Origin of the sequence: Paenibacillus elgii NBRC 100335, from assembly GCF_004000865.1 — a bacterium.
In the GTDB taxonomy this organism is placed as follows: domain Bacteria; phylum Bacillota; class Bacilli; order Paenibacillales; family NBRC-103111; genus Paenibacillus_G; species Paenibacillus_G elgii.
On record NZ_BIMB01000050.1, the window covers coordinates 1 to 19,180 of the forward strand.

Annotated in this window: 11 protein-coding genes; 10 read left to right on the forward strand and 1 reads right to left on the reverse strand. The window is 52.9% G+C overall.

Annotated features, from left to right (window positions below):
• Positions 1 to 227: 227 nt before the first annotated feature.
• The 6 genes from PEL01S_RS27105 (at position 228) to PEL01S_RS27130 (ending at position 14,464) form a co-directional block, all read left to right on the forward strand.
• Positions 228 to 434: a hypothetical protein gene (locus tag PEL01S_RS27105; protein WP_127462467.1), complete on the forward strand. Its 207-nt coding sequence runs from the start codon at positions 228 to 230 to the stop codon at positions 432 to 434.
• Positions 424 to 573, forward strand: a complete 150-nt coding sequence (locus tag PEL01S_RS35400; protein ID WP_239551358.1) for a hypothetical protein — start codon at positions 424 to 426, stop codon at positions 571 to 573. Before PEL01S_RS27105 ends, PEL01S_RS35400 begins: the two co-directional genes overlap by 11 nt.
• Before the next feature lie 586 nt (positions 574 to 1,159).
• Positions 1,160 to 9,568: a non-ribosomal peptide synthetase gene (locus PEL01S_RS27115; protein WP_239551357.1), complete on the forward strand. Its 8,409-nt coding sequence runs from the start codon at positions 1,160 to 1,162 to the stop codon at positions 9,566 to 9,568.
• Complete coding sequence (locus PEL01S_RS27120; RefSeq protein WP_127462469.1) at positions 9,565 to 10,443, forward strand: glycosyltransferase family 17 protein; 879 nt, start codon at positions 9,565 to 9,567, stop codon at positions 10,441 to 10,443. Before PEL01S_RS27115 ends, PEL01S_RS27120 begins: the two co-directional genes overlap by 4 nt.
• A 227-nt stretch (positions 10,444 to 10,670) precedes the next feature.
• Positions 10,671 to 12,986 carry a putative phage tail protein gene (locus PEL01S_RS27125; RefSeq protein WP_127462470.1) on the forward strand — a complete coding sequence of 772 codons (2,316 nt, stop codon included), beginning with the start codon at positions 10,671 to 10,673 and terminating at the stop codon, positions 12,984 to 12,986.
• 95 nt (positions 12,987 to 13,081) lie between these two features.
• Entirely contained in the window at positions 13,082 to 14,464 is a 1,383-nt protein-coding gene (locus tag PEL01S_RS27130; RefSeq protein ID WP_127462471.1) for an extracellular solute-binding protein, read from the forward strand.
• Positions 14,465 to 14,481: 17 nt separating this feature from the next.
• Here PEL01S_RS27130 and PEL01S_RS27135 read toward each other — a convergent pair whose 3' ends face one another.
• On the reverse strand, positions 14,482 to 15,696 hold the full coding sequence (locus PEL01S_RS27135; protein ID WP_127462472.1) for an MFS transporter: 1,215 nt from the start codon (positions 15,694 to 15,696) through the stop codon (positions 14,482 to 14,484).
• Positions 15,697 to 15,948: 252 nt separating this feature from the next.
• On the opposite strand from PEL01S_RS27135, the gene PEL01S_RS27140 reads away from it, so the two are divergent.
• The 4 genes from PEL01S_RS27140 to PEL01S_RS27155 are packed head-to-tail and all read left to right on the forward strand — an operon-like array spanning position 15,949 to position 19,063.
• Positions 15,949 to 16,428, forward strand: coding sequence for a DUF6530 family protein (locus PEL01S_RS27140; RefSeq protein WP_063179280.1), 480 nt, complete (start codon positions 15,949 to 15,951; stop codon positions 16,426 to 16,428).
• A 24-nt stretch (positions 16,429 to 16,452) separates the two neighbouring features.
• Positions 16,453 to 17,562, forward strand: coding sequence for an AAA family ATPase (locus PEL01S_RS35405; RefSeq protein WP_127462473.1), 1,110 nt, complete (start codon positions 16,453 to 16,455; stop codon positions 17,560 to 17,562).
• Positions 17,563 to 17,597: 35 nt separating this feature from the next.
• A complete protein-coding gene (locus PEL01S_RS35410; protein ID WP_239551356.1) occupies positions 17,598 to 18,674 on the forward strand; it encodes a vWA domain-containing protein in 1,077 nt (358 codons plus the stop codon).
• Between the two features lie 29 nt (positions 18,675 to 18,703).
• Positions 18,704 to 19,063 carry a GIY-YIG nuclease family protein gene (locus PEL01S_RS27155; protein ID WP_108530675.1) on the forward strand — a complete coding sequence of 120 codons (360 nt, stop codon included), beginning with the start codon at positions 18,704 to 18,706 and terminating at the stop codon, positions 19,061 to 19,063.
• Positions 19,064 to 19,180 lie beyond the last annotated feature (117 nt).

A 19,180-nucleotide genomic window follows, 5' to 3' on the forward strand; every position in this document is an offset into this window, starting at 1 on the left:
ATATAGTAACGCTGGGCGCGTGGAGTTGGTTAGGGCATGAGTTAAGTTTAAGGATTTTACAGTAAAAAAATGATTACATAGGTCGCTCAAATGAGCGGCTTTTTCTTTTGTCCTGAAAGAAGGGAGGCTTTGCAGGGGGATAACCTTGCTGCTTTTTTTGTTACATGTTCGCATTTTGTTCGCATATAATAAATGCAAACAAATGTTCCTATCGGGAGGCGGACACATTGGAAAAGCAAATGCTTCGATATGTTGGACAACAGGTCGAAATCATCTACCTTGGGAATGACGGCAGCATGACACAGCGAAGGATTGCAGTTCGGTCAGTTGAACGAGACAGGGTCAAAGCGTTTTGTTTCCAGCGGCAAGCGCCACGAGTGTTCAAACTGGAGAATATCCTTGCCGTACAACAGGTGGTGTGTCATGCTGGCTGATGCTGAACGGAAAGTGCTGCGGATCGTTGCGAATTATTCGGCTGGGCGTAAAAGGATGCCTACTTTAATCGAGCTGGGGAGAAAGACAGGAAAAAGTCAAAAAAAGCTACTGGAGACTTTGTCGGAGCTGGCGAAGTAAGGTTATATTTCTTGGACCCCGGCCGATCCTGACCGGATCACGTTGCTTCAGGCGTGGGAACGAGAGGACAGGGAAAACTGGTGGCAGATGTACGGTTCAAGGTGAATATTTGGATATCATGTGGCTTTGGGGACGAAATGGGGACACACTTCGCCCGGGACATCAATAATTCACTCGGATTAAGAACAGTTAAAGATTTACACGGATTCAATACAGATGCATTTCGATTTTACGGTTAAGTTGTAATTGACAGATTGGAAAATTAAAGGATTAAAGTCTAAAATCGCACAACAATAATTAATGATGGAAATTAATGAATGGATTGGACTATATTAGAGTAGTACAAAACTTCTTTGTAATGCCCTCTTTATAATAGCGCTCAGCGTTTCACGAGGGGAGATTGTTCAGAATAAGTAGAGAGGAGAGTAAGTAACCGATGACACCTGCTAACGAAACAGCCCTCCGTGATGCCTTGGACGGCAGCCGATACAGCTTGCCGCTGTTTTCGAATAACAGGGGCCAGGGTGAACTCAGGGGCGATTACGTTTTCCATAAGATCCGTTTGGGGAGCCGACAATGCAAAGCAATGACGGAATTTGTCCACGGGCATCAGCTTTGCGTGCCTTCTTTCCTAACGGCGGTATGGTCTGTCCTGTTATCGCATTATGCCAATCAATACGAGGTGCCCGTTTTATATTCCGTCATGCCGGACGAAGCCGGGGACGAAAGCCGGCATAACTATCCGCTGCTGGTCAACATTCGGCAAGAAGACGGTCTTCTTGATTTGGTACGCAGAGTCAAAACGCAAATGGATGATCGGAAAGCAGGCGGCGGTTCTTGGAGCGAAACGTTAGCGCGGCAAGCCGAGGACTATTTTAATGTCGGCATCTTGGAAGCGCGCGGAAGTAGTCTGCTCCCTGACGTCAATACGAAAAACATTCGGCGCGGCAAGGACCGGCCGGAGCTTGCGCTTCGTTATCGTTATCGTCTCGACGGACTCGATTGTGCGGTCCAGTATGACGGCAAGCGCTTCGGTAAAACGCAGATCTCCCGGCTCGCGGGGCAGTTCCGGGTGCTGCTGAACAACGCATTGAACGGGCCGGAGAAGCCCGTGCTTTTCCACCCGTTCCTAACCGCAAGCGAAGGGAAGCAATTCCTCCGATGGAACGATACGGACAGGGCATATCCTGCGCATAAAACCGTTTATCAATTGGTCGAGGAACAGGCGGCCAGGACGCCGGACGCGGTCGCCTTGGAGTTTCGTCAGCAGAAGCTGACCTATTCCGAATTAAACCGCCGGGCGAACCGAATTGCCCGCGTCATTGTAGATGCGTATCGGGGGAACGGGCAGGCAGATCTGCTGCGAGGCACGCTGATTCCCATCATGATGGAGCGAAGCGCGGATGTGCTTCCGGCTATGCTGGGCGTGATGAAGACGGGAGGGGCTTACCTTCCGATCGATCCCCAGTACCCGGAGGAACGCATTCGGTTTATTTTGGAGGATGTACAAGCCCAAATCATTGTGACAACGAGCCAATTGGCCGGCAAGCTGAGTCCGGTGATTGCTCAAGCCGGTATGGAGGCGCATTCGGTTATTTGTATCGACGAATGGCTTGCGCAGCCCTGTGATTGCGCCGAAAATTTGAACGTTGAGGTCAAGCCCGACGATCTGGCATATGTCATCTATACGTCCGGTTCCACCGGAAAACCGAAGGGCGCGCTCATCGAACACGCCGGACTTGTTGCGTTGATTCCTTATCTTATCGACAAGTTTGGGCTGACTTCGGAGTCGCGAGTGCTGCAGTTCGCTTCCATCAGCTTCGACGCGTCGGTGTACGAATGGATCGGAACGCTAACAGTCGGTGGAACGCTCGTTGTCCTGTCGGACGAGGAGTTACCTCCATATGCTGATATTTCGGACGTGCTCGAACAAAAAAATATTCATATCACTATGCTGCCGCCATCCGTATTAAAAACGATGAAACAGCGTGATTTGCCCGATTTGCGGACGATCGTGTCAGGCGGAGAGGCTTGCACGCCGGATATTGTGAACGATTGGGGAAAAGAGCGGTTATTCCTGAACGCTTACGGTCCGACGGAAGTGACGATTATTTGTTCCGTAGGGCTCTGCCGTCCGGGGAAAAAAGTGACGATCGGCGGGCCCGTCTATAACAAGCGGCTGTTTGTGCTGAATCCGTTCGGCCAACCGGTTCCGGTCGGCGTTCCCGGCGAGCTGTGGGTGGGCGGCGTCGGGCTGGCCAGAGGCTATCTGAACCGCAAAGAGCTGACCCAGGAACGGTTCGTTCACAAAGAGCTTGTGATGGGGGACGGGCATACTCCACAGCGCGAGCGGTTATACAAAACCGGAGATATCGTCCAATGGACGCCGGGTGGGGAATTGCTATTCATCGGCCGAATTGACGATCAGGTCAAGATTAGAGGCTACCGCATCGAGCTGGGGGAAATCGAGCATCGGCTTCGGCAGTATCCGGACATCCGTCAATGCATGGTCCGCGCGTGGCATGATGGGCATTATCAGAAGCTGGCGGCGTACTATACCTCCTCCCAAGAGCTGGAAGAGGCCGAATTGGTGCAGTACTTGACCTCCGTGTTACCGGCCTACATGGTTCCGTCTTACTTTTGCCGACTGGAAGCGTTTCCTTTGAATACAAACGGCAAAGTGGACCGTTCGGCGCTCCCTCATCCGAATGCGGTATGGAGCCTCTCTTCCGAAGGGGCGGCGGAAGCGGGCGAAGACGAAATGGAAACGCGGCTGCTTCACATTTGGCGGCACCTGCTAAAACGGCCAAATATCGGGGTCAACGATCATTTTTATGCCGTTGGGGGAGATTCCATCCTCGCCATTCAGACGGTATCCATGGCCAGAGATCACGGAATTGTCGTGACTCCCCGACAAGTGGCGGAGCATCCGACCGTGAAGGATTTGGCGGCCGTGGCCGCTTGGGTGGACGGCGGGAAGCGTTCGGAGCAGGCCGTCGATTTGGCGGGCGAATTCGGGCTGACGCCGATTCAGCACTGGTTTTTCGAGCAGCGGTTCGAAGAGCCGAACTATTTCAATCAGTCGCATATGCTGCTGCTCAGCCACTGCGACCCGGCGAGGCTGGAGACGGCTCTTAACCGGCTGGTCCGGCTGCATCCGGAGCTGGCAGTACAATTCGTAAGGCGCGGGTCTACGTATGCGCAGCGCTACCGAATGGATGCTGTCGTACGGTTTGCTTCCCATACTATTCGGGAGACAGATCGCCCCGATCCGGAAATTGCCGCCGTCTGCGCGAAGTGGCACGGCCAACTGAACTATGAATCGGGAACGATGCTTCATGCCGGCTTGATCGAAAGCCACCCTGACGGTAAAATTCGTCTATTTCTTACCGTTCACCATCTGGTCATCGACGGGGTCTCCTGGAGAATTTTGCTTCAAGAGCTGTATCAGTTGTATCAAGGCACCGAGCTGCCCCCGGTTCCAAGCCCGTTTAAACAATGGCAGGCTGCGATCACGGACTATGTTCAAAAAAAGGACCTGCGCGATCATATCAGCTATTGGAGCGACGTGGTGACCCGTTCCGCCGCATACCAGTTACCCGTAGACCACTGCGCGGATAACCGAAGCAGCGCCGAATCCGCGGAGCTAATTGCAACGCTGCCGCCAAGCGATACACAGCGGCTGCTGCACCGGTGCGCTCACGCTTACCATACGCAGATCAATGATCTGCTGCTTACCGCCTGGTCGTTGATGTTGTCCGCCTGGACCGGACAGGGGACGGTTCCCTTCCGGCTGGAGGGTCATGGACGGGAGCACTCCGTATCCGACATGAATTTGACCCGGACGATCGGCTGGTTCACGTCGATGTTTCCCGTATGCATCCGGTTGTCGGCCGACGCTCCTTTGGGAGAAACAATCAAATCCGTCAAAGAACAGCTGCGACGCATCCCTGACCGTGGTATCTCTTACGGGGCTTTGCGGTACTGCCATCCGGACAAGGCGGTTCGAACAGCCTTAACGGCTTCCGAGCCGGAGGCGCTGTTCAATTATTTGGGCCAGTTCGATCAGGCCGAAGCCGGGGAAGCGAACGAATGGCTAAGCTTCACGCGTGATGCCGCACAGGATCATAGTTCGCCGCGAAACCACGGAACGAGTCTATTGGAGCTTAACTGCTCCATCGTTCAGGGCCAGCTGCACTTGTTCATGAAATACAGCAGACGTCATTACGAGGAAGCGACAATTGCCGGGTTGACCGAAGCCTTCATCTCTTATCTGATTTCCATCATCGAGCACTGCGAGGGGAAAGCGAGCGAAGAGTTTACGCCGAGCGATTTTCCGCTGGTTTTGCTTGATCAGCTATCATTGGACCGGATCGTAAATACGTACCATGCGCAAGACGGTTTGGATAAAATCATGCCGCTTAGTCCGCTGCAGAAAGGACTTTTGTTCCACTATTTGGATCATCCGTCCTCCGACCAATATTTCGTGCAGACAAGCTGGAAATACGAAGGCAGGCTCGATGTTACCCGTTATCGGGAAGCGTGGCAGCGTGTCGTTGCCGAAAACGATTGTTTGCGGACGTGCTTCGTCTGGGAAGCGGTGGACGAGCCGGTGCAGAGCGTCGTTCAAGCGGCGGAGCCGGATTGGACGGTAGAGGATATCACCTCACAACCTGCGGACCGGCAGCAAGAGTACTTCGAACGGTGGATGACGTTGGACCGCGAGCGGCGCTTCGACCTGCGACGGCCCGCGTACCGTCTTGCGCTGATTCGCAGCGGTCCGGATGAATGGACGGTAGTTTGGAGCTACCATCACATTTTGCTGGACGGATGGAGCCTGCCGCTGCTGCTCAATCGGGTTCACGACCTTTATGAATGCAGCTTGAAGGGGATAACGCCTCACCGCAATCCGTCGCTCCCTTTCGAACCTTACATGCGATGGCTGATGGCGAAGGAGCGGACGGAGGCCGAATCCTTCTGGAAGGCTTATTTGGCTGACGTTACCGAGCCGACCCCGCTGCCGATGGAGAAAAGCGGCATGCGCTTCGATGCGCACCGACCGATCCGCAAGCAGCAGACCGAGACGCTGCAATTGGACGCTGGCTTTACCGGGCGCATGACGGCATTTGTGCAGCAGACGCAAATCTCGCTCAATACGTTGGTGCAGTTCGCTTGGGGAAAAGTGCTGCAAGTGCTTCATGATGCGGATGTCACCGTATTCGGCATGGTCGTGTCCGGCCGTGGCTCCGACCTTCCCAAAGCAGACCGTATCACCGGCTTGCTGATTAATACGCTTCCTTTTATGATGCGTTGGAATACGGAGCAATCCGTTACCGGCTATGTGAAGGAGCTTCATCACACGATTCAAAAGCTGAACGATTACTGCTGCGTCAGCCTGAACGAATTGAAGGGCTGGAGCTCTGTGCAAGGCCATACTTTATTCCACAGCATTGTCGCCTTCGAAAATTATTTGAACGACTACCGTCAGCCGGCAAGCGGACTGAACATGTCGGCGATGGAGGAACGCGAGAAAACGAATTATCCGCTGACGATCACCATCGCGAGCGACGGAGACGGGATCGTCATCAAGCTGATTTATGATGCCGACCGGCTGGAGCAAGAAACGGTTTGCCGGTTGACAGAGCATTTGCGTCATGCTTTGCATTTTGCGGTGGAGCATCCGGATTGCGCTGTCGGAGATATGAATTTAACGACCACGGACGATTACGATCGCATCGTCTATGATTGGAACCGCACGTTCACGGAGTATCCAAGGGGGAGCTCGGTTCCCGAACTGTTCGGGGAACAGGTCCGGCTTCGGCCTTCCCAACCGGCGGTGATCGCATACGACCGGGTTGTGACTTACGATCGGCTCGACCAACTGTCCCGGCATGTGGCAAGCATGCTCGCGGAGGATGCACCGGTTCGTGGGAAGCTCATCGGCGTCTGTCTGCCGCGCTCGCTCGAATTGATCGTTTCCATCCTCGGTATCTTGAAGGCGGGCTGCGCCTATGTGCCGATCGATCCCGATTTCCCGGCGGAACGCACACGCGACATGATCCGGGACGCCGGACTGGACACGATCATCACCTCGCATAGTGGAGCGGACAGCTTGGCAGAAGCGTGTCAGGATGTGAGATTAAAGCTGATCAGTGCCGATGATTTCGACAACATGACCTCGATAGGGCAGGAAAAAAAAGGGGATGATGCAGCGGCCGCTTGCGATCTTGCTTATCTGATGTATACGTCCGGTTCGACGGGCAAGCCGAAGGGCGTGATGGTCGAGCACCGCAGCATCGCCCGTCTGGTGAAGCATACGAACTATTTCCCGTTTTCCCCGGAGATCAAGCTGCTTTATACCGGTTCGCCGGTATTTGACGCTTCCACGTTTGAAATTTGGGGCACGCTGCTGAACGGAGGCCGACTGTTCGTCGTTTCCAAAGACGATCTGATGAACGTCCGCCAGCTGGAGCAGCGGATGAAAGCATGGGGCATTAATGCTTTATGGCTCACTGCCGGATTATGCAACCAATGGGTCCAGGAGAACGAAGCGATGTTTGCCGGACTCCGTTGGCTGCTCGTAGGCGGCGAAGCGTTATCGCTGAAGCCGATCAATCGTCTGCGGCTGGCGTATCCGTCGCTTACCGTCCTCAACGCCTACGGTCCGACGGAGAATACCACCTTTTCGACGAGCTATCCGATCGAGCAGCCCTTTGAACGGGACATACCCATCGGCAAGCCGATCAGCAATACGACGTGCTACATTTTGGACAAAAGGGGACGTGTCCAGCCTGTCGGGGCCGTCGGAGAAATCTGCGTGGGAGGAGACGGCGTCGCGCGCGGCTACTGGAAGCAGGAGGAACTGACGCGGAAAGCGTTTGTTCCGAATCCGTACGCTTCTGCCGAGGATCGCGCAAAAGGAAGAAATTTGGTGCTATATCGGACGGGAGATCTGGGGAAATGGCTTCCGGACGGCAACATCGAATATATTGGGCGGAGCGACGGCCAGTTGAAGCTTCGCGGCTTCCGGATCGAACCGGGAGAGATCGAGCACCGTCTTGGCTGCTATCCCGCCGTCAAGCAATGCCTTGTCATCGCCCGCGAGCTCCATGGGGAGCTGCGGCTGATCGCTTATTATACATCGGAGATGGATGAACAGGACATTCCGGAAGAACGGCTTCGCGCCTTTATGGCCGACGGCCTGCCTTCGTACATGCTTCCATTCCGGTACGTTCGTCTGGAGTCGTTTCCGCTAACGATAAACGGGAAAATCGACCGGGCAAAACTGCCTCTGCCGGAAGCACGGCGTGCCGGACAGACATCCGACCCCGATGCTGCAACCGGGCTGGAACAGCAGATAGAGCAGATCTGGCGCGCTGTGCTGAAGCTCGACCACATCCGCAAGGATGAAGATTTTCACGCACTGGGAGGCCATTCGCTCCATGCGCTGCGCATCGTCAGCCTGCTGCAAAAGAACGGCTACCCGGTGACGGTCAACCAAATTTTTCGGGAGCAAACGATCGAACGTTTGGCCCGCTCCTTGAGCGGAACGCGTACGGCATCGGCGTCGGACTCGACTATGGCGGCCCGCCCGGATACGGGAATGGCCTCGGCTTTGGGACAGCAGACGTACCCGAAGAATGGATTCCCGCTGTCGGCGGTGCAGAGACGGTTTTTCAACCGCGACTTGAAGAACCGCAACATGTTCAACGTGCCTTATTTGGCTTTGCTCAAGCAGCGGATCACGAAGCAAGAGATGAACCGTGCGCTGCAGCTTCTGGTCGATCGGCATACGGCGCTGCGGCTAACCTTCGCCCTACTCGATGACGGAGAATGGTACCAAGTTGAGCGGGACATCGATTACGGCCGGGCATTTGCCTATGTGGATTTGCGGGAGACCGCGGCATCCCACGATGCCTTCATCTCGGACTACTGCTCGAAGCTTCAATATGATTTTGATATTACGGAAGGTCCTTTGTGGAAAGCCGTATTGTTTGACCATTTTGGCGTCGGAAGCGGGCAGGTGCTGCTGTTGTTGTTCCATCATCTGATTTTTGACGGGATGTCGATGAATATCTTCCTGGATGAATTCAGACAGCTTCTCTTCACGGGGGCTGATGAAGAGCTCGACAGGGAAGCGGGAAGCAGCTACCGCGATTGGTGCCTAGCGCTGACACAATACGCAGCCGGGGGCATTCCGGCCGAGGCGTCAGCCTATTGGAGGGACGTTGTCGGAGGCGGCAAGTCTTTGCAGGTCGACTGGGAAGCGCAGGAATGGCCGGTTCACCGCCATATGGCGACGATCACCTATGATTTGCTGGAAGGCGCAGAGCAGGTCGGTCTGCTGAAAGCATTGGCGGCACAGCGGCAAATCACCCCGCTCGGCATCCTGTTAGCGGCTTTGTCCCGGGCTTGCTTCGACTTGAAAAAGCAGCTGGACCTGCTGCTGCATCTGATGTCGTACCAGCGCGAGTCCTTTTTGCCGAACATCGCGATATACCGCACGATCGGATTTTTTGCCGGGGCGTATCCCGTACGAATCCGCATCGGGGAGCAGGAGCTTGCGGACGATACCGAGGCGCTGCTGGAGCATGTCAAGCGGACGCTGCACGCTATTCCCAAGGAAGGCATGGACTATTTTGCTTTGCGGCACATCGTTCCGGAGCTTCATCCGAAGGCGGAGCCGCTTATCGATGAAAGCCGCATGCTGTTCCACTATCAATCGGAGGAAACGGCATGGCAAGCCGACGATTTTTACGAGCCGTTGACCCTTCCGTACGGGAATACCAGCGCGCCGGACAATCCTTCCGCTTATTGGTTAAACATGACGGCTTGCTTGAAGCGGGACAGGCTGAGCTTGACCTGCTATTACAGCACGCTGCACTACGAGGAACACACGATGGTCGAGCTGGCGCGCCGGTTTGCCGGACATTTGCGCCATGGCATCGAGGTTAACACACTCATAACTACGGGAGAAGGGAGTTTCCGGTCATGAAAATTTATGAATTTTGCCCGTTTTTCAACGAAAACCGGGTGGCGGAAATCAAACTGAAAGAGGATGCCCGCTGGGTCGACGAGCTTCACGTCATTGAGGCCAACAAGACCTTCAGCTATGCGGACAAGCCCCGAAACTTCGATCCGGCTTATCTCGGTCCGAAGGTGGTTTACCACTCGCTTCATGCCGACAACGCGTTTCGCAAGCCGGAGCGGCACCAATTGTACTTTAACCCGGATACGTGCCAAGCGGCGAACTTTGACCGCTGGTATTGGCGCTTGCTGAGCTACAACAGCGCGTTTCATAACGAAGCGTACCAAAGAAGCCGGTGCGCTGACATTTTGCGGGAGCGGGTGGAGGATGACGATGTGATCATTTTGGCCGACTTCGACGAAATCATCGACAGCCGCATGGCGGACCGGATTGTCTCCGAGGTGAAAAGACGTCAAGTCATCACCGTCAAAATGCACTATTCCGTCTTTTTCCTGAATCTATTCTGCCGCTCCAATCACGGCGCTCCGCACTGGAGCTATCGCGTCTTCGCGATGAGCGGACGCTTTTTCAGAAGCATGCCTTTCTCCGCGGATTATCTAAGGAAGAAGGGCATTGCCGAAGGGTTATATCAGGAAATCTACTGCCTGGAGGAACCGGCCGGATTTCATCATTCGTGGCTGGACTATCGCCAAACCGCGCTGCCCAAGCTCCAAGCGTTTGCAGCCAATGTCAAGGACAAAAGTATCGTGAACGAGGATTACATCAAGCAGTGTCTGGACGATAAAAAGCTGTACTATCTCGATACCGAGCTGTACGTGGATAACGAAAAACCGTTTTTGGCCGCGCTGCGGGACATCCCTACGGCGGATCTGTGGTATTGAAATCTAGCTAACTAAGAATCCGAAGCTTTTCGGATTCTTTTTTTATTTACAAAAAAGAATTGACAACGCTTACAATTTCGTGGATGATGAACATAAAAAACAAACCTAAAACAAACCAGAAGTCGTTATTTATTTGATGATCTTCGCATTTTTTGAATCAGAATGAAACCAGATTGAAGGAGTTCAAATCGGAAAACGGATACCCATCGAAAAGGAGCTGTTGAACGATGTTCTTCTCAGAGAATGGAACAAACGGTAAGGCGAACGAAACGATCAGCAGACGAAAAGTTCTTAAGACCTTAGGACTCGGAGGGGCGATATTGGCCGGCAGCGCCTTCGGCGGCTCGCAGTTTGCTTCGGCGGAAAGTCTGCAGTCCGGCGGCCAAGGGGACCGTCAAGTGATGTGGGTCGCCAGCGTGGAGGAACTGATGTCGCTCCCGCCCGGCCAGCTCAAGGACGGCTTGCATGTATTCGTTGGCGGCTACTACAAGAGCGGCGACGGGGGCGGCAAGCTGGTTCGCTATATGGCCGGAAGCGTCAAAGCTGATAACGGCGGCACGGTGCACAAGCCGGCAAAAGGCCAAGGCTGCTTTGAAGTCGTGCACGACGGGGTAGGGGATTTCCGCTGGTTCGGCATTTTCGATGCGAAGACGAATGCGGACGGGGCGCTGGATGCGCTGGTCAACGATCTATCGATCCGACGCGTCGAAGCGTACTCCGACCTGAATTTCGTCAAGCGCCATGTGTTTCACCGGAGCGATATCGAGATTGATTTTCAGGGACATACTGTAACGACTGAGGGGATCGAGCTGAATAAGTTAGACAACCCGTTCGGCGCCGTTATGTTTTTCCAGGGGATCAAAACCGACATGGTCCATACCGTGACGCTGAGCGAAGAACTACCGGAGTACTCGGATATTTTCGAGGTCGCCGATTCGTCCATTTTCGTGGTCGATAGCTGGTGGCATGCACAAATCAAGAACAATCCGGGCGGAAACGCGCAGCGTGAGCTCGACTATCTTCTCAAAGTAACGGAAATTCTCGACTCTACTCATGTCCGGTTCAATTATAAGCTCGGCTGGCCGCTGGCGAAGGGACGGCTGTTGACCTACCGGAAAATCAACCCGGCTTTCCGCTGCCATGTGCGGAACATGAGCTTTATCGGCATTCCGGTGCCGCCTAACGGAACGAGCACGCGGCCGTTCCCGACTTGGGACCAGATCGGGTCGAATCCGGTCGCGTACGAATTCGCGGTCGAATGCGACGCATCGGGCATCAAGGCGACCAAAGTGTTCTGGCCGGTCGTCATGCGGAGGTACAACACCCATTATGTAACGGAGCGCTGTCAACTGATGAACCCGGAAGAACGCGATTGGGGCGGTACCGGCTATTTGACGCAGCAGATCAACGTGCTGTACGGCCACGTCAGGGATTGCAACACGAGCAATGCTCGTCACTTGAACGATTTTACGTGTGCGGCCTACTGCATGGTCGAGAACTGCCACGGAGACGGTGACGAGTACGGCCCGTTCGTCACGCACGGTCAATTCGAGCACGACCTGACGTATATCAACAACTCCGGCCTGTTGTCGTTCGCGAACAGCGGCTCGACGTGGGGCGACAGCGCCAAGCGGGTGACTGTCAAGAAGCATATCGCGTCGCGGATCGTCGCGCACAAGCGGCTTACCGACCTGACGCTTGAGGATTGCCATGCCGTCGTGACGTATACGAAGCCCGGCGTGAAAATGGCGAATTCCGGCTCGTTCTGGGTCAACATGGACGGGCTGCAGATGAGAGGCTGTACGGCGCAAGAGATGATAACGATTTCGAAAAGCTCCTCCCGGGGCACAAGGAAAAATATGATCGACAGCTGCTCCTTCGGCATGCTGAAGGGCTATGAAATCGCCCGTCCGATCCGCTCGGGAACGAACCAAATCGGCTATATGCCGTGCAGCGGGGATTTGACGATTGCCAACAGCGAGTTTTACAACGTCGAAGATGTCAACTTGGGGAGTATCGATAAGCTGACGCTCATCAATACTTGGTTCAAGGGCCTGCCTCAGGCAGGAGGCACGGTTAAGGTCGGCACACGTGAAATCGTCATGCAGGGCGGCGGACTTGTGGATTGCTGCTTTTTGTTCACCGGCGCATGGGACAAGGTCGGCGACGTCAACAATCCGAAAAATAAACCCGACCAGTGGATCACGATCGACGGCGGCGCGGTATCCAGCGGAACGAACGGCGAGAAGGCGTTCCTGAAGAGTGCCGATCCGGCAAACGTCATCACGTGGCATTTCGGAAACTGCAGAAGCGCCGCTTCGGACGCGGATACGGCACATTTCCAGATCCAAGGCGGGATGAACAAGCTGAAGGCCGTCGGCTCTCACTTCGCGGGCGGGAAGTATGTAGCGGCGGACGGCGCTTTCGGAAGCGGAGGTTACTTCTTCATGACATCGTGCCTGGAAGAGAAGGTCAACCGGACGGCGCTGCCGGCGGAAACCGATACGGTAAAACACAGCGCCGGCAACTTTTCGATTTCTTAGTGGGACCTTGTTATAATAACAAGTAATAGAGCGGATACAGGATGGTCCCTATTTCCTGTTCTGTTCAGTGTATCGGGCGGAAATGAGGTCTAAGGATGGAACAAAGGACAAGTCGCAAAACGCCCCGCGAGCGGCTAAGCGAATTCGTCAGCACGCTGCGGGAAGATATATTGACAGGAAAGCGGCCGACAGGAGACTACTTGCCTTCCGAAAAATCTTTCGCCGCGCAGTTCCAGTTGAGCAATCAAACGGTGCGAAAAGGGCTGGACGTTCTCGTTTCGGAGGGGCTGATCGAAAAAATACCACGCGTCGGCACGAAGGTTATCGGGCCTCCGGACGAAGCTTTCGTCACCGTGAAGCTAGGTTTTCACAGCTCCGTCACCGGAGAAGCGGGAATTCATCAGCTGCTGTCGATCTTTCAAAAGGAAAACCCGCATATCCGGATACAAGCCGTGCCTACGTCCAGCACCAACTACAAATATATCAGCAAGTACTTGTCCGGCGGCATCCTTGATGTGGTCATGATGAACTTTATGAATTTTCGGGAATGTGTGGAGAGCGGAGACGAAGGGCTGCTGGAGCCGATGGAACGCAATCCGGAGCTGTATTCCTTCCTGTCGGACGCCTTTATGGCGAATGGCCGCCAGCTCGTGCAGCCGTTTATTTTTTCCCCGCTCATTCTATGTTATAACCGGGAGCACTTTCGGGCGGCCCATTTATCCGAGCCGGACAGCAGCTGGCAGTGGAACGATCTGATCGACTATTCGGCGTGGCTTGCCATTCCGGGTGAACGGCTTGGCTTTCACTGCGACTTGTATTCGCCGAACCGCTGGCCTCTTCTGCTGCTGCAGACCGGTGGAAAGTTTGAGCGGCACGAAGACGGCCGGCTTAAGCTTGCCGGTACGCCGATGATGGACGCGCTTCGCTACTGCGGGGAGATGAAGCAAAGTATTCCTTCTTTATCCGAAGGGGTGACGACCGGCGAATCGGAGCTGCTTCTGGCGAAGGGCAAAGCGTCGATAATCATGACCAGTTATTTTTATTTGAATTATTTGCTTGGCGAGCGGGTATCCTTTGACATCGCGCCCGTACCGCATTTGGGTACACCGAAGACGATGCTGCTGAACATCGGGCTTGCGATCAATCGTCAGTCGCAGGTCAAGGCCGCCGCTGCCAAGCTGGTGGAGTTTTTGACCGGTTACAAGGCTCAGCTTTACGTTCGGCAGAACACGTACAGTCTTCCCGCAAGAAAATCCGCCGCCGAATGGGTAGGGGAAGAGAAACGGTATCTACCGTCGAGATTTTCGTTATTTCGCGAAACGATTCCCGGCTTTCGGTATTTTACCGATCTGGCGATCGGCGCGCGCGAGCTGTCCGTCATCAACCAGGAACTCAAGATGTATTGGGCCGGCTTGGAAACCGAGGAGGCCCTGTGCTCTCAAATCGAGGAGCGTCTGGCGGCTAGTTCCTTGTCCTAACAACAAAAAAAACGGAGTCACGCAGGTTTGCGGGCTCCGTTTTCTGATCTAGACGGTGGTGCAAGCATTTTTAAGCAAAGAAGGATACAAAGTAAACATGCAAATCCTGCGAAAAGGAGACAGGATAGCTGCAGTGAAATAAGATCGGCCAACAGACCGACTAAAAGTGTGATCATAATTTGAATGGTACCTTGAGTCATATCGGCTATGCTGGCGAATCTCCCCATCATTTCGGGAGGGACGTGATTTTGAAAACATGTGGCATATCCTGCGCTTGCAAAAGACATAAAAAATCCCAACAATGCAAATGATAGTGCTGCGGTCATAAAACTGGAAGATGCGTAAAATAGGATATAAAAAAAAGTAGTCAGTAATATGCCATAACTCATAAACCAACGATAAGATATTTTTTGTGAAGTTAATGCCGCTAAAAAAGATCCCAGTAACGATCCCACGCCGGTGATACTTATGATATTGCCGTAATCCATATCCGTTAATTTCAAAACCATTTTAATGAAAGCAGCTTCCTGCGAGTCAATCGCATATCCTATTAGCGCAGCAGCTTGAAATAAAATATAGATAGAGATGAAAAATGTTGATGATTTTGCAAATTTAACCACAGTCCTTAGATCATTGGCCAATATGTGGAAAGAGATTTTCCCGCGAACATGGTCACTATTATTTTCTACGTCAGGAAGCAGGAAAATGATAAAAGCGCATACAATGAAACTTATCGCATTAAATACGATGCAAAAATGAACACCGACTGTCATAATTAGCAAACCGGAAATGCCCGGTCCTAACAGAAATGCGCTGGAATTAGTCATACTAATCAAAGAATTAAATCGTTGTCGTTTTTCTGTTGGAATAAGCTTTGTTATATATACGGAGGAACTTGGGCCAAAAAATGAACCGAATAAATTAATGACAAACATTAAGGCGTAAATAACTAACAACGAAGGAGCGAAAAGAATCAAGCCGATTAAGATGCCTCTAATGACATCAACAAATATCATGAGTTTCCTAACATTGATACGGTCGATAATACTGCCGGACCAGAAATTGGTTACAAGCATAGCAATAGGTCTAATGATGAATAGACCTGCAAGTGCAGTCGCCGATCCCGTAAGATTCAAAACCATAATGTTAATTGCGACAAAATAAATCCAATTCCCCAAGTTGGAAAAGCCAAGTCCAAATATTAATAAAATTGCTTTAAGCCGTCCGTTCATTATTCACCTCACCTTAAATTGTCAATTGAATTGTAAATATATTACTTAACTTATAATATAATTAATTTTCTTTCAATATAAAGCAGCCGGGTTTCCCCGTCATAAGGGAAGCTGAAACGGCTCTTTTTCTTTTTGAAGGAAGCAGCAGGCCAATCAACGGATTGACATTCGATCAAGCGCAGGATAGAATGAAGTGGAGATTTAGTAATTTAGTAAATTAGTAATTTAGTAAAATGAAAAGAGGGACATAACATGAAAATACCGACTACGTTAAAGCATAAGCCAGTTGTCGTTTCTGAAAATTATGAGCAGGTTGACGGCCGATTCGCCCGAAATACGGATGCCAAAGGTCTTTCCTTGGGATTGGCCCAATGGAATGACAGGGGGAAAATCGATATTTCGGCCAAGGTATGGCGTTACACGGGGGAAAAATGGTCCCGGCAATCGGAGGAGCTGCCGCTCCACCGCGTTCTTGATTTATCCATTCTGATTTGCCGGACGATGGCGCATTTTCGCGAAGCTTACCGCTATGAGCATTTATATGATCCGCAGGAGCCGGTCATCGACCGGGTCGGTCTGCAGGGGGACGCCATGACCGTGGCCATCTGTACGGACAATGAGAAAATCAATGAAGACATCAAGCTGTTCAGTCAGGCGCTGAGCGATGACGACGAGCTGATCGGCGAACGGCTGCGCACGTTATCCAGAATTTTGAAAGATATGGGGTATTAACTTGGAACTAGGAAGTGATTAGAAATGAATCAGGAATATATATTGTCTCCTGCAAGACAACTGACCGATGCGGAACAAGCGCTTGTCTGGCACAAGCCGTCAACGCATAAGGCCAGCGAAGAAGAACGCCGCATCTGTGCGGAAGTCAGACGCAACTGGAACCGCGGCGAAATGAAAATCGCCAACATTTTGTTGGAAGGCGACGCAGGCTCGGGCAAAACGCAGCTCGCCAAAGCGTTATCGGCGAATTTCGGGCTGCCGTATACGAAGGTCACCTGCTTTGCGGACATGGACAAATCGGACATTATCGGCGCGATTTTACCCGTGATTTCCTCGGAACGGCTGGAGAAGCTGGAGCCTGCGGACCAGGCAGCGTTGAAGGCGTTATACGAGAGCGACGGTTTTCAGAGCGCAGCCGGAGTTTTGACCGACGTCCTGGGAATCGATCCGGAGCAGGCTGCCCTAAAGATGAAGCAGCTATTGAAGCTGGCTGCGGAAAACACCGACGGCGAAGCGGTAGAGTATCGTTTCTACCCTTCCGAGATCGTCCGGGCTTATCAGAAGGGCTACGTCCTGGAAATCCAGGAACCGAACGTCATTCGGGATGCCGCGGTATTAATGGCGCTGAACTCCGCCCTGGAGCTGGATGGCAGCATCAATCTTCCTACGGAAATCGTGCGCAGACATCCGGATTTCATCGCGGTCATCACGACAAACCGCAGCTACGCAGGGGCCAGGCCGTTAAACGAGGCATTGCGCGATAGAGTTCAGCACTCGGAAAAGATGGATCTGCCGACAAAAGAAGTCATGTTGGAACGCGCCATGGCCAAAACCGGCTACAGCAATGAACGGGTATTGGACGTTTTGGCAGACACCATTATTATTCTGGACAAAACTGCCCGGGCCAATGCAATTAAAGGGGTGGCCGGAATGCGCTCGTATTTCTACTGGGCGGATGCGGTCGCCGGAGGGGCTTCCGTCAAGCAATCCCTTTATCATAAAGTCATCTACAAGATCACAACCGACTCCGAGGAAATCAAGCTGTTGGAAGATGCGCTTGCACGCCACGGCTTGACGGCAAGCTTGGAAGAGGTGGAGACTCAAGTAAAAAAAAACGGGATTCTGAAGCCTTAGAGATCAAGACATGGGGAGATGTCGACAGTACCGGCTTGGATCTCGACCGTCCTGCGGACGATGACGCGATCGCATTGAAAAAAAGTGCGGATAGCGAAGAGAGCTCGCCCGATATCGCCAACGATTCCGATCGTTCTGAGGACGACGCCAGCATGGAAAGCTCGGATTTGGGGGAGAGCAATGCCCCGGCTGACCATCCGACCGACTCTGAACCCGTGTCAGAGGAGGCGAAGCGGGAAGAGCGCGATTTCCGCAAAAAGCTGAATCAAGACGCTCGGGAAGTGGTGTCCCATTCCATTCATCATAAGGTAAAGCTCGTCGTTCACCGTCCGGATTACGATCAGGCAAATCAGCAGGAATATGCCCGGCTGAGCAAGGGATTGATGCCGATCGTGCAGGAAATCGCAAGAAAGACGCTTCCGCTGCTGGAGCACGAGGCTTCCTTTGACTTTGCCAAGAATCATTACTATGGCAGCAAGTTTCAAGCGGACAGCGTGGCTTACCGGGATTTCCGGTATTTTGCCAAAAAACGTCCTCCGACGGAATCGCCTTCGCTTGTGGTCGGTCTGAGGGTGGACGAATCGGCTTCGATGAAGGCTTTCGGCAGGTTGGAAGCGGCCAAACGCGCAGTGATCGCCGTATATGAATTTTGTCAGCTGTGTCATATCCCCGTTTTGATCTATGGCGATACGGCGGACGCTTCCAGACTGGAGCAAATGTCGGTTTATGCCTATACCGATTTTGAGCGAATCGATGCGAATGACCGTTTCCGACTGACGGGGATTCGGGCCAGAAGCAACAATCGCGACGGCATGGCTTTAAGAATTATGGCGGAACGGCTGGCTGTCACGCCGCAAAAGACGAAGCTCTTGATCAGCATTAGCGACGGGCAGCCGAAAGCGATGGACGATTATACCGGAAGCTACGCCATTCAAGACATGCAGCAGACGATCGCCGAATACGAGCGGAAAGGAATTACATTTCTTGCCGCCGCGATCGGTCAAGACAAGGACGTCATCAGCCAAATCTACGGGAATGAGCGCTTCCTGGATATTACCAATTTACATGGATTTCCGGCCAAGCTGGTTCGGATTATCGCCCGGTATTTATGATTAACGGGCCCGGAAGGAGAGACTAAACAATGGATAAGAGCAAACGCAAGGAGCTGCTGGAGGAGTTTAAGCAGATTAAGACTTACATGGGTATCATTCAAATTACAAACAAAGTCAGCGGCAAAATTTTCGTGGACAGCTACCCGAACTTGAAGAACAAATGGATGACCATCAAGATGCAGCTGGATATGGGGAGATTCGCCAATTTAGAGCTGCAAAAGGATTGGAAGGAGCTCGGGGCCGAAGCCTTCACCTATGAGGTGCTGGAGGAGCAGAAAACGGACGATGTGACGGATATGAAGTGGGAGCTCAAAATGATGGAAAAGCCGTGGCTGGAAAAATTGCAGCCCTACGGGGACAGAGGATATAACAAGCCGCCAAGACAGTGAATCCACTTCCGCTCGATGCACCGCCCCGCAAAGCAAGGTTGAATCAAGGAAGGTGAACCCGGGCGCTTTGCGGGGAGCCCGGGGATGTAGGGAATTTTAACTGGGTCCTAAGTATTT